Origin of the sequence: Colwellia sp. 75C3, assembly GCF_002836255.1 — a bacterium.
GTDB lineage: Bacteria > Pseudomonadota > Gammaproteobacteria > Enterobacterales > Alteromonadaceae > Colwellia.
In genome coordinates this window covers 22,741-37,335 of sequence record NZ_PJAU01000052.1, presented here as the reverse complement: position 1 = coordinate 37,335, position 14,595 = coordinate 22,741, and the positions used below count along the sequence as shown (strand labels likewise).

Below are 14,595 nucleotides of genomic sequence, written 5' to 3'. Positions count from 1 at the left end.
GTTTTATTCAGATTAAGAGGTTTGAGCTTAGACGTCTTAGAATTTATCTATTGTTGTTCTATTATTTATCTTACAAAAATAAAGCCACCTATTTATGAAGCAGTATTTAACTACTGTAAATAAGCAATCATAAACCCCAAGTAAATTAAACGCTGTAGAGTAATTACCTAACTCATTTTTGTCGCGAAACTTGCTTGTTAAAGTAAACGTTCAGAAGTTTATTTGGATATACAAGAAAAATTAAAAAGAAAATAAAGTTGGTCGCCGATCTATGAGGTATAGATAAAGTCAACTATTACAGCTTGTTAGCTTTATTTATTTCTATAATTTTTCTATTTTCATACATCCTAGGTTTTTAGTAAGACTTTTAATAGTCTACTGCTCATTATCAACCCACTTAAAAAAAGGAAGCCTAAATGAAATTAAATAAATTCGTATTGACCCTCTGCTTATCAGCAACTAGTTATCATCTTTATGCGGTTGAACCTATAGAGCCTATTATGGTTGAAATACCAAGTGGTAGTTTTGCAATGGGGGATACTAGCGAGAAAAACAGTCAACCTATCCATAACGTAAACGTTGCAGAGTTTAGTTTAGGAAAATACGAAATCACCAGAAAAGAATTTAGGCAATTTGTTGAAGCAACAGGGTATGAAATGCCCTCACAGTGTATTCATCAACTTAATGGTTGGTTTAATTATGGTGAAACTGCAGGTAGTTGGGACAATAATTCATTGACAACGAATGATTATCAACCGGTGAATTGTATTGGCTGGAAAGCTGCTAATGCCTACACCAATTGGCTAGCAAAAGAAACTGGCCGACCATATAGATTACCTAGTGAGGCAGAATGGGAATATGCAGCGAAAGCAGGTACAAAAACCAAGTTTTACTTTGGCGATGATGTCGACCAAACCTTGGTCTGTGATTATGAAAACACCGCAGATTTAACGGGTGAAAATATATTACAGCGTGATTCGAATACCAGTTATGTAAACTTTTTTAATGGTAAATCCAGTTGTGTAGATCACTCGGCCTATTCAAGTATTGTCGGCATGTATAAAGCTAATTCATTCGGTCTACATGATATGGTAAGTAATGTTGTTGAGTATATTGCTGATTGTTATCAAGACAGTTATAAGAATGCACACAATACTAGTGACGCGCTTATTGATGACGTATGTGAATATCGTGTCACTCGCGGTGGCAGTTGGCATTGGAATACATTTTCAACTAGCCAAAGAGGACAAATAAATGAAACCTTTGTCGGCGGAGTTGAAGGTTTTAGGGTTGCACTTGATGGCAGCCTTGACTCAGTATCAAACAATACAAAATCTTTCTCAAAAGAATTACAAACAGCTCAACGAAATGAACAACGCAGACGTGATTCACTGCTTCCTTATCCAGATAAAATAACCAATTTAACATTAAGCCAAGCGAGCGGTTTAGTGACATTGACATGGGATAAAAGCTTGCAAGAGGGGATTGATAGTTATCGTATCTATCGAAATGCCGGTATCGGTGGTTCTTTTAAGTTGATGGCAGCTAATTTAATAGAAACAACGTTTAAAGATGCAAATGTTGATGGCCTTAGATATGAATACACGGTAGTAGCCGTAAGACAGCATCAACAAAGTGATTATAGTGATGTGGTCACGACTAAAGCTCCTATAGCTAGAGCGCCTGGTCGAATAGAAGCGGAAGGTGCTGTTAAATTGGAAGGCGCAGACGTCACAAGAACTTCAGATGTTGAGGGTAAATACAATCTGACAGGATTTGGCGGTATAGCAGATAGCGCAGAAATGACATATCAAATAGATGTATTAAAGTCAGGCGATTATTCTCTTAATTACCGTGCTGCTGCACCTAGAGATACAAAAGGTTTTAAGGTGTTGGTTGATGGTAAAGAAGTGGCAATCGAAAAAGTGATGAAGACCGGTGGCTATAATAAATGGAGTACTCAACAAGGTGGAATGTTACACCTTAACAAGGGCAAGATTACGCTAGTATTACAATCACTTGATAATAACTGGAAGCTAAACTGGTTAGAATTAAACAAAATATAAATTTCGTGACTAAATAGAAAAACTTGGGGTTATAGACCTCAAGTTTTTTCCGAAGCTTACTATATTTTTAGTTAGATTATTTTTAATATAGTCGGCATATTCTTGCCATTTTACATATAATAATATGCTTTGAATGTTAACAAATGGATATACGAGGGCTTACTACTCAATAATATAAAGTGAGATGTAAGCGCTAGCTAAGATCGGGATGAAGCAAGTTTCTATATAAATTACACTGTTTATTTTTTAGTAAACGGTGACATCATAATTGTCTTTAAGTTGTTTTTTAATACGTTTTGCTTCTTTACAATATTGTGTGTTTGAGGAAAAGCCATTCAGCTCATGATTAGGGCTCCATCCAGGTCGTGATGAACTGCGTGCTGCCTTGTTATAATTTCTGTCGGCAATCTTTTCTACACTTTCGTGACAATAGGTATCGCGTCTTTGTTTACACGTATCAATTATTCGTTGCTTTGCTTTTTTTAATCCATTTCTGTCTGAACGACAAAATTTTTGGGCTGTATTATATTTTTTTTGTAAGTTATTAATCCAATTTAGGTTTCTTTTCTCACTGCTGCTTTGCGGTGCTTGTTCTATTATTACGCTGGGCTTACTAAATTGAACACCTTTCTTAGATATATCAGGCTTTAACGTTTTTTGTTCGACACCTTCATTACATGGCACTTGTTGATAGGTATCGTTACCACACTGATATAATTCAGCGGCTTCAAGATGAGAAACAAGGCAATAAGAAAGCACTATTATTAAAAAAAACAATCGATTTATCATCGATAATCCTTAATCGGAAAATTTAAGCATAGCTCTTCTTTATAAGGTATATGCGTGGTCTTGTAAATAGATTGCCCCAATAAAGCGTTTCTGTTCGAAGTGATGAATACCGCAAATAATTAGTTAACTTAACATTTACTTATCAAATTACGCTTAGGTCAAAAACTTCGCCTGTACACGAAAAGCAGGGAGTAATAACGACATACATACGATATTTTATTAAGACATACCATGATGAATTATGCAGCGTATAAATAGAAACCTCTGTCACTAAAGTATTATGACAAATGTCATAATTAACTTTCTATAATCTAGTATTCTAAAGTTAATGCTACTTTGGTTTTTACCGTAGTTAATCAAGACCTTTGGCATCGAAGATTGTATTTTGTAATGTTATAGTTAATTTGGACACCTAATAAGTCCATTTCATCCCTAGTACATTTATTTAACATACTTTCTTTAATAATGTGATTACTCGATGATGAGATTCATTAAACAGATGAGTTGATCTAAATTCTTAGAACCTTGTTTATAATATTTACCAAAATAATTTCAGCATGCAACTATAGCGATAGGACACTAATGACAAGCCTTTTTAAAACAGAACAATTAAAAAAATCTTATGTTACCGGTGACACTGAAATTCATGCCCTTAGAGGGGTCACAACTGAGATACCTAGTGGTGAGTTAGTGGTTATGTTGGGACCGTCAGGCAGCGGAAAATCGACTTTTTTGAATATTTTAGGTGGTTTAGATCAACCCGCATCAGGCAAAGTGCTTTTTAAAGGAAAAAACTTAGCTAACTTGAGTGATCATGAATTGACCTATTATCGAAGAGAGCATGTCGGTTTTGTTTTCCAAGCTTATAATTTAGTGCCAAGTTTAACGGCACTTGAAAATGTAGCGTTAGTGACTGAGATATCTCCCAATCCAATGGACCCCTTAGAAGCGCTAGCAATAGTAGGGCTTAAAAACAGAGCTAATCATTTTCCTTCACAAATGTCAGGTGGTGAGCAACAGCGTGTTGCTATAGCTAGAGCATTAGCAAAACGCCCAGAAGTACTTTTGTGTGATGAGCCTACCGGAGCACTTGACAGTGAAACGGGCATTGTTGTGCTTTCCGCCTTGATGAAAGTCAATGAAGCATATGCTACCACCACTATTATTATCACGCATAACGCTGCTATTGCATCGTTAGCCCACCGTGTTATTCATTTTTCTGATGGTATGATTCATCATGTACAGATTAACGAAACACGAAAAACGCCTCAAGAGATCGCGTGGTAATGACACCCTTCTTGAGTGTGTTAAATAAAAAATTATTTCGCGACCTATTAAATATCAAAGGTCAGGTAGCTGCAATTACGTTAGTGATGGCTGCTGGAATCGCTATATTTATCATTATGTTTGGTGTACTTGATAGCTTAAAATTAACGCGAGATACCTATTATGACCGCTACCAATTTGCGGATGTATTTGCTTCATTAAAAAGAGCACCTGAAGCGGTAAAAGATAGAATAAGTGAAATACCTGGTGTTTCAGTAGCACAAAGCCGTGTTGTATTCGGTGTTACCTTACAAATGGAGTCTATGTTAGAGCCTGCTACGGGTCGAATTATCTCATTACCTGATAGCTCTCCGTCTTTGCTAAATAAGCTTTATTTACGTGAAGGACGTATGCTTTTCCCTAATGAAGAAAATGCAATTTTAGCTGATGAAAGCTTTGTTAAAGCACATGATTTAAGTTTGGGTGATAACTTAACCGTTATCATGAACGGCTATAAAAGAACGCTTCATATCGTCGGCATAGTTTTGTCACCTGAATATGTGTACAGCATAGCACCGGGTGCATTAATGCCAGACAGTAAACGTTTTGGCGTGTTTTGGATGAGTCGTCGATCACTTGAAGCTGCTGTTAATATGAAAGGTGCCTTTAATGATATTTCCATTAAAACAGAAAGAAATGTTCCCATTGAAGCAATATTGTCACAGGTAGATTCAATTCTAAAACCTTATGGCGGCTTAATATCATTTGCGCGAGAAGACCAACTATCCAACTTTTTTGTCAGTAATGAATTAAAACAACTTGAGGGCATGGGATCACTGGCTCCCGTGATCTTTTTAAGTGTGGCTGCCTTTTTAATTAATGTCGTTATGTCGAGACAAATAGCCACTCAACGAGAACAAATTGGTATGCTCAAAGCGGTAGGTTATAGCAATAAAGAAGTCTCGCTACATTATTTAAAAATGGTTTTAGTGATAACGGTTTTAGGTTCTATTATTGGCTTATCGCTGGGTGCTTGGATGGGCTCAGGCATGACTCAAATGTATACACAGTTTTTTCACTTTCCCATACTGAAATATAGTTTTTCATTAGAAGTTATGATTCTAGCTGTGTTTTCATGCACATTAGCCGCGGTGATAGGCACTTTATTCGCTATTAACAAAGCGGCGAAACTTCCGCCTGCTGAAGCGATGCATCCTGAGAGCCCGGCAATATTTAAGGTTGGACTACTTGAGCGTATTGGTGCTGATCAATACTTATCATTTACTAGCCGCATCATTATGAGGCAGATAGAACGACGCCCGGTGAGAACAGTGATGTCATCGGTTGGTATTGCGTTTGCGCTGTCCATTCTAGTTTTTAGTTTCTTCATGGAAGACTCGATGGAGTATTTAATGGATGTGCAATACGGCATAACACAACGTGAAGATGTGAGCATAGGGTTTGTTGAGCCAAAAGCGGCCAAAGCCCTTGAAGAAATTAAGACGATTCCCGGTGTGTTAATGGTTGAACCCCTTAGAAATGTACCCGTCTACTTTAAAAATAAGCATTTTAAGAAGCGTGGTTCAATCATGGGATTAGTCAGTAATCCTCTATTAAGACGAGTCATTGATGAAAATTTGGCGGCTGTTACCATGCCAAATGAAGGTATAGTGCTGAATAAAACACTGGCGGGTATTTTACAGCTTAAAGTAGGCGACACGGTAGAAGTAGAAATACTTGAAGATAAACGACAAACCTTAACCATCTCTGTTGCTGCAATTACGCAGGAATTCATTGGTTTAGGCGCATTTATGAATATACACCAACTGAATAAAGTGCTTGATTCCACACCAAAAATAACCGGAGCCTCGTTATTGGTCGACCAAAACCACAGTGCTTTGTTATATAAAAAACTTAAAGCGATCCCTGCCATTGTTGGTTTGAATATCACATCAGTATTACGGCAAATATTTGAAGATATTATGGCGGAGAACTTACTGAAAATGGTGGCGACGAATGTTATTTTTGCCAGCTTTATCAGCTTCGGTATTATTTATAATACCGCGAGAATTACCATTTCTGAGCGAGGCAGAGAGCTAGCTAGTTTACGAGTGCTGGGCCTTACTCGGGCTGAGGTTGCTTATATATTATTTGGTGAATTGGGTTTAATCACCTTACTTTCTCTACCGATAGGGCTATTTTTAGGCTATAGCATGTCTGTTGGCATGACTGAATCTATGGACAGTGAATTATTTCGTATCCCCGTTTATATAAAAAATAGTACTTATGGTTATGCTGTGCTGATTGTTCTGCTAAGTGCCATCGTTTCATTTTATTTGGTCTGGCGACAAGTTGATAGCATAGATCTTGTTAGTGCTCAAAAAGGAGTTGAATAGTGTTAAAAAATACAATGCCATATGCAGGAACAAAACGTGTGGCTAAAATAACCCTAGTTATTAGTGCGGTTGCCTTATTAGTTTTTGCTTTTATCCCTGAAAAATTACAAGTTGATCTGATTTCTGTAGAAAATGGCGACTTAATTATATCGGTTGAGGGCGAAGGAAAAACGCGTATTCATGATATTTATACGATTTACACCCCGATTGAGGGCAGAATAACCCGTATAGAAAGTATTGCCGGAGACAGTGTTATTGCGGGTAAAAGCATTATTGCTAACATGTACCCAGCAAATCCTGCCTTTTTAGATAAGCGTTCAGAAATCCAAGCAAAAGCTGATATCAATGGTGCAGAAGCCGCCCTTGAGTTAGCAAGTTCAAGAATGCGACAAGCTCAAGCACAGCTGAAATTTGATCAATCTGAATATAAGCGTACACAAGAACTATTTAACAATAAGATGGTTTCAAAGGCTGAACTTGAACGTGCCGAAATTAAATTAACGATGCAAGAAGCCGAAGAGGATACTTCTAAAGCCAATAGAGCATTAATGTCGTCTCGATTAAGAGCAGCACACGCTAAGTCGTTGCAGCCTGCCTCTATTAGCAATAATCAAAGTGATAGCTGTCAAATTTGCATCTATTCGCCCATTGATGGCTATGTATTACGACTATTACATAAAAGTGAAAGCATTATACCTGTTGGTACTGCGTTGGTTGAAATCGGTGACCCTAAAGATTTAGAAGTCAATATTGAAATGCTATCGACCAATGCCGTCAAAGTGAATGTTGGTGATAAAGCGTTGATTAAACGTTGGGGAGGCATGGAAGATCTTGCGGCAATAGTTAAGGTTATTGAACCATCAGGTTTTACTAAAATTTCAGCGCTGGGTGTGGAGGAGCAAAGGGTTAATGTAATTTTAACGTTAACGGACCCTTATGATAAATGGAAAAGTTTAGGCGATGCTTTCAGAGTCGAAGCTGAAATCGTTATTGACGATATTAAAAAGGTTAATAAAGTGCCACTATCTGCATTATTTCGTCAACAGGGTGAATGGTCTGTATTGAAAGTTATTGATGGAAAAGTTGTCTTACAAAAGGTTATGGTAGGAAAGCGAAATAACTTCTTTGCCGAAATTACCGCAGGTTTAACGGTTGGTGAGCAACTTATAGTGCACCCAAATAACAACATCGATGTAGGGATGAGTGTTACTCAACGTCTATAGTCATTATTGTGATGGCTAAAAATTTAGTTTATTACATTTACCATAAAGGAAATAAAGTGCTTCGATTACTCTTCATTATAATTACAGTTTTTACTACATATACTCAAGCTAATGAGCCTATCATTTCAGGCCATATAATGAGTCATCATTCTACGGTGTTAAAGCAAGAACGACGTTTTATGATCGATTTACCTGAAAATTATCATGATAATGAACGTGATTATCCTACTTTGTATGTCGTAGATGGTGACTTTCAATTTCACCATGTTTCAGCGGTTGTTAAAAATATGACTCGAATGGGTAAAATACCGCCAATGATAGTGATTGGCATCGCTACTCAAGGTAACGCCGATTATATTTACCAAACAACTTGGGCAATTGATGATGAGCCTGACTATGGTGGAACATCAGAATTTTATCAATATATCAAGCAAGAACTGGTTCCCCATATTGATCGAGACTACCGAACTAATAATAATAGAATTCTTTCTGGATACTCTTTAGGTGGATTATTTACAACCTATGCAATGGTACAAAAAAGTACCCCGTTTAATGCGTACTTAGCGATGAGTCCTAGTTACTGGTTCGATGATTATTCTGCAGAAAAGTCTATTGCAAAATTTATTGATGGAAAAACAAAAGATGAAAAAACACCGCCATCACCATTATTTTTATCGGTAGCAAATGAGCAAGGAATGGGGGTGGATAAAGTGTATAAGAGCTTGAACGACCTCAAGATTAAGGATTGGACGTTAGTTTATAAACAATATCCTAATGAAAATCACTTCAGCACAGCACTACCGGCAATACATGATGGGTTAAGCTTTTTATTTGAAGGCTATTACGAAGACGGATATGAGCTAAGTGAACATAACGATGTTGCAGATGTTTTAGCGACATTTGAGAAGAAAAAGCAAGACTATAATGGCTTTAGAGTGGAGTGGTTACAAGCTTATAAATTTTCAAAGTATGTTTTTGGTTCAAAACAAACGGGTAAAGTAGACGATATTCTCGTTGAAATTAATAAACGCTTTCCTGACTCAATAGTCAATGTAACTAACTACTTAGCGTTAGGTTTTAATAGGAAAAGTCAGTTTGAAAAAGCTAAAGAAATTCTAGAACGCATTAAAGCACAGGGTGAAAAAACAGCCTTGTGGCACCATCAATATAGTTTAGCTCACACAGGGTTAGGACAATTTGAGCTAGCTAAGGCATCTCAAAAACAAGCAATGGCATTGGCTAGTAAGCAGCACTTACCTATGTGGCAGATCTGGGAGATGAAATAGATCCTATAACTTTCCTATGGTGCTGGTAGCTAAGAGCACCATAGAAGTATTTTAATGATGCCCCCTTCAAGATTAAAAACGTAAAAGTAACAGCGTAGATAACAGATGAGTTACTACACTTAGTTTATCTGTTCAGGTAAACTATGGGCACTTCTTCATTGCACAGTCCCTTACCGTTTTATGCGCATTATCCATACCTCAGATTGGCATCTTGGCCAATATTTTTACGGCAAAAGCCGCGCCAATGAACATCAGCAATTCCTTACTTGGTTATTAGCCCAAGTTACTACCCATAACATTGATGCAATTATTGTTGCCGGTGATATTTTTGATACCTCAACACCGCCAAGTTATGCCCGTGAAATGTACTTTGATTTTATTGCTAAGTTACATCTGACCCAATGTCAGCTCGTTATTTTGGCCGGTAATCATGACTCTGTTGCTATGCTGAGTGAGTCCCAAGCTGTTTTAGCCAGTTTATCTACCCGTGTTATTACTCAAGTTATTCCTGCCTCAATTGGTGAAGGTGATTTGGAAAGTACACTTGGAAGTACTGCACTAAATCAGCAAGTCTTCCCATTGTACAATGCTAACGGACAGCCAAGTGCCATCCTTTGCGCTATACCTTTTGTTCGTCCCCGTGATGTTATTAAAAGCAGGGCAGGCCAGTCAGCTAAGGATAAGCAACAAAGCTTACAACAAGCGATCAGTGACCATTATCAATATCTTTATCAACATGCGCTTTCCTTATCAAAAAAATTATCAAAGCAGATTGCTAAAAAGCAGGAACTAGATGAGGACGAGCAACTGCCGATCATTGCAACAGGTCACTTAACGGCGCTTGGCGTTTCGGTAAGTGATAGTAAAAGCGATTCGGTAAGAGATATTTATATTGGCTCATTAGAAGCCTTTCCAGCCAGTGCTTTTCCGCCAGCGGACTATATTGCCCTTGGCCATATTCACCGAGCGCAGCAAGTCGCTAAATCAGACCATATACGCTATTGCGGCTCGCCAATACCATTAAGTTTTGATGAAGCTAAGCAGGATAAACGCGTGCTGATGGTTGATTTTACTTCAGGTAAGTTAAATCAAGTTGAAGATCTTATTGTGCCGTGTTTTCAGCCCTTGTATATGGTGAAAACATCGGTAGATGAACTTGAGTCAAGTTTGAAAGAGACCTTGACTGAGTTTGAACTGTTTAAAGAGAAACAAGCAAAAACAGATGATTCTACCGAGCTCACTGCGGCGATTTCTGCTGGCTCTGCTTTAAATATTAAAGCCTGGCTTGATATCGAAATTGATAATGGTGACCATTTAAGTGACTTATCACAACGGGTGAGTGAGTTAGCTGCTGATATGCCTTTTGAAGTATTGCTGGTACGTCGTTGTAAAAAGGCGCGTCAACGCAGACAAGCACAACTTTCACAACAAGATAACAGCACATTAAGTGAGTTATCTTTAGCTGAAGTCTTTGATTCGCGGTTATCGCAACTTGATTGGCAAACCGATGAAGAAGTCGCCCGTAAAACACGATTGAAGCAGTTATTTACCGAGATTTCCGTAGCGTTAGCTGATGAGAAGAAACCAGCTAATTTACCTGCCGAGCAAAGTATAGAGACAATAAAAATAAAAGAAGCTGATCTAAGCGTAAATACTGAAGAAGTTGGACAAGAAAATTTATGAAAATATTAAGTTTACGCTTTGAGAACATTAATTCACTCAAAGGCAGTTGGAAAATAGATTTTACTGAAGCTCCCTTTGATAACAATGGCTTGTTCGCCATTACAGGTCCTACGGGCGCAGGTAAAACCACCATACTCGATGCCATTTGTTTAGCGCTTTATCATGAAACACCACGACTAAGTGTCTCTAAAAAGCAAAATGAATTAATGACACGCCATACCAGCCATTGTATGAGCGAGGTTGAATTTGAGGTGAAGGGACAGGGCTACAGAGCTTTTTGGAGCCAAAAACGCGCACGAAATAAGCTAGATGGTAATTTATTAGAGCCTGTTGCCGAGTTAGCCAAACTTGATGGCACCATAGTGTCAGATAAACTGAGAACAGTGCGTACTGACATTAGTGAATTAACAGGGCTAAATTTTTCACGTTTTACCAAATCTATGATGCTCTCTCAAGGAGAGTTTGCCGCCTTTTTAAATGCGCCTGCTAATGAACGCGCGCAATTACTTGAACAGCTTACCGGCACTGAAGTGTATGGCGATATATCAAAACAAGTTTTTGATAATCACCGTAGTGCCAGTGACGAGTTAAAACTATTACAAGCGAAAAGTCAGGGTGTCACCTTGCTTAACGATGAGCAAGTCAGTGATCTTGAGCAGCAACTTGAACACACAACTAATGAAGAAAAACAGTTAAATAAACAATTGCAGCAAGCCCAATTAGTAAAAAATTGGAGCTCAAACTTTGTCGCTAATGAACAGACGAAAACTGCAGCCAAACAGCAATTGTCAGCGGTAGAAGCGCAAGAGAAACTCGCTGAAGGCGATCTTGGTTTACTCGCACAATCTACAATCGCAGAGCCACTTCGCGCGCCTTATGAGAAAATGGTGCACTACCGTGAGCAATATCAACAAACCTTACAGCAAGTTACCAGTCAAACAGAGCAGTTATCTGTACTTGATCAAGCTGTTGTAGCCAGTGAAGCAACCTTAACACAATTAAAAACTACTCAGCTTGAAGCCGAAGCACAGCGTAAAGTGGTTGAGCAAGTTTTACATGAAAAGATTGAGCCACTTGAGCATGCTATCAGCCATCAAAAAACGATTTTGTTAGCAACAAGCAACAATGTTTCGACACAAAGCCAAAAACTAAATGATGATACCAATAAACTTGAGGTTGCTGGCGTTGAGCAACAAAAAGCATTATCAACGGTTGGGCAACAACAAGCGTATTTAGCTAACAGCCAATCGTTACAACAATTGCCGGAAAAATTACCACTGTGGCAAAACCAATATCAACAATTAACGTTGCAGCATGCGAGTGTGCGACGCTTATTAAGTGAGCAAAGCAATGTTGAAAAAACGCTTTTAGGCTTAACGTCAGAGCAGCAAGTCCAACAGCAACAGATTGCTGAGAGTGAAGGGCAATTACAGCAACTTAATAATCAAAAGCAAGTGATGTCTGAGCAAGTACAACAACTTGTCCAAAACAGCCAAGTGGCTCAAGGGATCTTAGTTAATGTTGCTGTTCAAGACGCGGAAAAAGAAACAGAGCTGAATATTACCGCAGTAGCTACGGCGCTTAATCAAGCGGTTGTTGATAGGCAGAACCAACAGTTAACGTTAAAGCAAGCTATACAGCTAGCACAACGTTTTCATGTGTTAGGGCAAGAGCAGCAAACGCTTTCATTGCAACAACTAAACGACCAGCAACAACTCGATGTAACAGAGCAAGATCTAACACAGTTACGCCATACTTATAGTGCTACCAAACGTCAGGAAAAAGATGTAGAAACATTACTTGCTCAGCAACAAACTATTATGGCGTTAAGTGAGCATAGAGCAAAACTTCAACCTGAAGATGCTTGTCCTTTGTGTGGCTCGCTTGAACATCCAGCAATCAGTGACTATAAATCTTTGGATAGTGATGAACATCAAAACCGTTTAGCACAGCTTAAACATGAATTAGCGACCTTAGAGATTCAAGGAAAACAGCTCAATAAAGTGCAAGCACAATTTACCGCGCAACTAACTGCTCAACAAAATCGCTTGCAAGGCATAGTGAATGAGCAAAATACTATTGAGCAGCATTGGCAATCATTAAATGTGAACCAATTTTGTAACCAACCTGAACAGCAGTTTTCATTACAGAACATGAATACTGAACAAGACTTAAATAACCAATTAAACGAATCCTTACATCAGCTTGAAGAGTTAGTTTCTTTGCAGCAACAATTACAAGAAAATAGCCATTCTCAGCAACAAATCGCGGAACAAATAATTCATTGTGATAAGCAATTATCGGCTCGTCAGAGCCAATTACAATTGGTGCAAGAGCAAGGTAATGCGCAGCACAATGTTAAGACAAAAATTGTTACCGACTTAGCCTCTGAGCAAGAAGCTATTGTTATGCACAATGGGCAATTGTTAACAGATATCACAGCCACTCATATAGCAGAAAAGATAGCGTTACCAATGAGTGAGAGTGACCAGCAAACTCAAAATATCTGTATTGATGAAAACTGGCTGGCGTCAGTTTCCAAACAAGGGCAAGAATATCAGGGTATTGTTAACACGCACCAAACCGCACAAGCACAGTTAATAGCCCTTGAAAACAATCTTGCTTTATTAAAGCAGCAAGTGGAACAGCAACAAAATCAGCTAAACCAAGAAAAAACACAGTTAACTCAGCAAGAAAGTGAGTTAGCCATTAATAATAACTCACGCCTTAGTTTGTTTGTTGAACTGGGTTTTGATGAGCTTAGTAGGCAAGATACTACTGTTTTGAGGGCTGATATCAGCAAACAACGGGGCGATAACGAAAACTCTTTGAGTATTGCTGATAATCAACATAAAGAAAAGCTATCCGTTCACCAGCTTAATAAAGGTCAATTAACTACGGCAACTGCCCAGTTAGAAAGTTTGTTGAAACAAAATGATGCCGTAAATGATGATTGGCAAAAACACTTCTCTACCAGCAGCTTTATCGATGAAGCACAGTTCTTGTTGGCATTGATTAGTCCCGAAAAAGCACAGCAACTTCATAAACTTGCTAGTGACATTAGTGATAACAAAAAACAAGCGCAAGTATTGATTGCTCAAGGTGAAAAAGTAGCGCTGGAGTTAGCTAATAAAAAGGCTGAATTGAGTGAAAATGGCGCTGTAGATTTTGATGATGAATCTGTTTCAAACACGCTAATTAAACTGTCAGAATTACTGAAGCAGTGCCAGCAAAAAACAGGACAATTCAGTCAGCAAATTAGCCATGATAAAGCCAATAAAATCCAGCAACAATCTCTGCTTGAACAAATCAAAAACGCGCAACTTGCGTTAGATGATCTTAGCCATCTTAATGCACTGATTGGCTCTGCCGATGGTGCTAAATTTAGAAAGTTCGCGCAAGGTCTAACGTTAAGTAATTTAGTGCATTTAGCTAACGCGCAATTAGAGCGACTCTTTGGTCGCTATCAACTGCAATGTCAGCAAAGTGATACATTGGCGCTGGAAGTCGTTGATACGTGGCAAGGAGATACTGCACGCGATATTAAAACCTTATCTGGCGGTGAAAGCTTTTTAATTAGTTTGGCGCTCGCTTTAGCTCTATCAGATTTAGTAAGTAACAAAACCAGTATCGACTCACTCTTTCTTGATGAAGGTTTTGGTACGTTAGATAACAACACCCTTGAAGTGGCGCTTGATGCGCTCGATAACTTAAACGCCAGTGGAAAAATGATTGGTGTGATCAGCCATGTTGAAGCACTAAAAGAACGCATTGGCGTGCAAATCAAAGTTAAAAAACTCAGTGGTCTAGGTGTTAGCAGTTTAGATAAGCAGTATGAATTTCATGCTGAGACTGTTAGCTAGCACGATGCTAGCTATCTTTTATT

8 protein-coding genes are annotated in these 14,595 nt (G+C 38.3%); 7 read left to right on the top strand and 1 reads right to left on the bottom strand.

Annotated elements, in window-relative coordinates:
• The first annotated feature begins 416 nt into the window (after positions 1-416).
• Positions 417-2,066, top strand: a complete 1,650-nt coding sequence (locus tag CXF85_RS12220) for an SUMF1/EgtB/PvdO family nonheme iron enzyme (RefSeq protein ID WP_101228860.1) — start codon at positions 417-419, stop codon at positions 2,064-2,066.
• A 246-nt stretch (positions 2,067-2,312) separates the two neighbouring features.
• Here the strand turns inward: CXF85_RS12220 and CXF85_RS12215 are convergent, their stop codons facing one another.
• On the bottom strand, positions 2,313-2,855 hold the full coding sequence (locus CXF85_RS12215; protein ID WP_101228858.1) for a DUF4124 domain-containing protein: 543 nt from the start codon (positions 2,853-2,855) through the stop codon (positions 2,313-2,315).
• A 582-nt stretch (positions 2,856-3,437) separates the two neighbouring features.
• Between CXF85_RS12215 and CXF85_RS12210 the strand changes: the two genes are divergently transcribed.
• The 6 genes from CXF85_RS12210 to CXF85_RS12185 all read left to right on the top strand — a co-directional run bounded on the left by CXF85_RS12210 (position 3,438) and on the right by CXF85_RS12185 (position 14,572).
• On the top strand, positions 3,438-4,142 hold the full coding sequence (locus CXF85_RS12210) for an ABC transporter ATP-binding protein (protein WP_101228857.1): 705 nt from the start codon (positions 3,438-3,440) through the stop codon (positions 4,140-4,142).
• Positions 4,142-6,517: an ABC transporter permease gene (locus CXF85_RS12205; protein ID WP_101228855.1), complete on the top strand. Its 2,376-nt coding sequence runs from the start codon at positions 4,142-4,144 to the stop codon at positions 6,515-6,517. The genes CXF85_RS12210 and CXF85_RS12205 overlap by 1 nt, the downstream gene beginning before the upstream one ends.
• Positions 6,517-7,740, top strand: a complete 1,224-nt coding sequence (locus tag CXF85_RS12200) for an efflux RND transporter periplasmic adaptor subunit (RefSeq protein ID WP_101228853.1) — start codon at positions 6,517-6,519, stop codon at positions 7,738-7,740. The genes CXF85_RS12205 and CXF85_RS12200 overlap by 1 nt, the downstream gene beginning before the upstream one ends.
• Positions 7,741-7,877: 137 nt before the next feature.
• Positions 7,878-9,026: an alpha/beta hydrolase-fold protein gene (locus tag CXF85_RS12195; RefSeq protein WP_157829095.1), complete on the top strand. Its 1,149-nt coding sequence runs from the start codon at positions 7,878-7,880 to the stop codon at positions 9,024-9,026.
• A gap of 180 nt (positions 9,027-9,206) precedes the next feature.
• Positions 9,207-10,709, top strand: a complete 1,503-nt coding sequence (sbcD, locus tag CXF85_RS12190; protein WP_101228849.1) for an exonuclease subunit SbcD — start codon at positions 9,207-9,209, stop codon at positions 10,707-10,709.
• Positions 10,706-14,572: an AAA family ATPase gene (locus CXF85_RS12185; RefSeq protein ID WP_101228848.1), complete on the top strand. Its 3,867-nt coding sequence runs from the start codon at positions 10,706-10,708 to the stop codon at positions 14,570-14,572. The genes sbcD and CXF85_RS12185 overlap by 4 nt, the downstream gene beginning before the upstream one ends.
• Positions 14,573-14,595 lie beyond the last annotated feature (23 nt).